2 protein-coding genes are annotated in these 779 nt (G+C 51.9%); both read left to right on the forward strand.

All coding sequences use genetic code 11. The features are described from left to right. Nucleotides 1-105 (forward strand): hypothetical protein (locus tag B3F49_RS12380; RefSeq protein WP_414712493.1); only part of this gene is annotated, 105 nt, incomplete at its 5' end. A 54-nt stretch (nt 106-159) separates the two neighbouring features. Continuing rightward, nucleotides 160-705 carry a glutathione peroxidase gene (locus B3F49_RS02970; RefSeq protein ID WP_293892744.1) on the forward strand — a complete coding sequence of 182 codons (546 nt, stop codon included), beginning with the start codon at nt 160-162 and terminating at the stop codon, nt 703-705. Nucleotides 706-779: the final 74 nt, after the last annotated feature.

The raw sequence follows: 779 nt of genomic DNA on the forward strand, positions 1-779 counted from the left end.
GTCCGCGGGGTGGGAACCGCAACCTGCGGACCTGATACCCTGGAGCGGTACCGCGTTCGCAGCGGAGTCTACCGACTCTCTTTTACCATCAGTTCCAGCCATTAAGGACTTGCATCCTGCCTCAAAAGGCAGGATGCTTTATCTATGAGGAGATCAACCATGCATCTATATGATATCGAGGTTTCGGCAATGGATGGGAAGCCCGTCAAACTGTCCGAGTTTGCCGGCAAAGTCCTGTTGATTGTCAATACGGCAACACACTGCGGCTTTACACCCCAGTATGATGAACTTGAAAAGCTCTACAGGCGGTACAAGGACAAGGGACTTGAGATTCTCGACTTCCCTTGCAACCAGTTCAAGGAGCAGGCTCCAGGAACGATCGAGGAGATCAACCAGTTCTGCACCCTGAACTTTGGCACCACCTTCAAGCGTTTTGCAAAGCTGGAAGTGAATGGCGAACACGAACACCCGCTGTATACGTTCCTCAAATCCAAGAAGGGCTTTGCAGGCTTCAACCCCCTGCACGCCAGTAGTGCCCGTCTGAACGAGCGAATGCGTGCTTCCGATCCCGAGTACGAGAAGGACAGCTCGATCAAATGGAACTTCACCAAGTTTCTCATCGACAGGAGCGGTGAGGTGGTTGAGCGCTTTGAGCCTACAACCTTCATGACGGAAGTCGAAGAGAAGGTGAAGGCTTTGCTGTGAACAGGTATTCAACAAAGAGTCGGGCGTAGAGTTGCTCGATCGTGTCAACCTGGGTTTGTGATAGAGCATGAAAT

Origin of the sequence: Sphaerochaeta sp. UBA5836, assembly GCF_002432845.1 — a bacterium.
Classification (GTDB): Bacteria; Spirochaetota; Spirochaetia; order Sphaerochaetales; family Sphaerochaetaceae; genus Sphaerochaeta.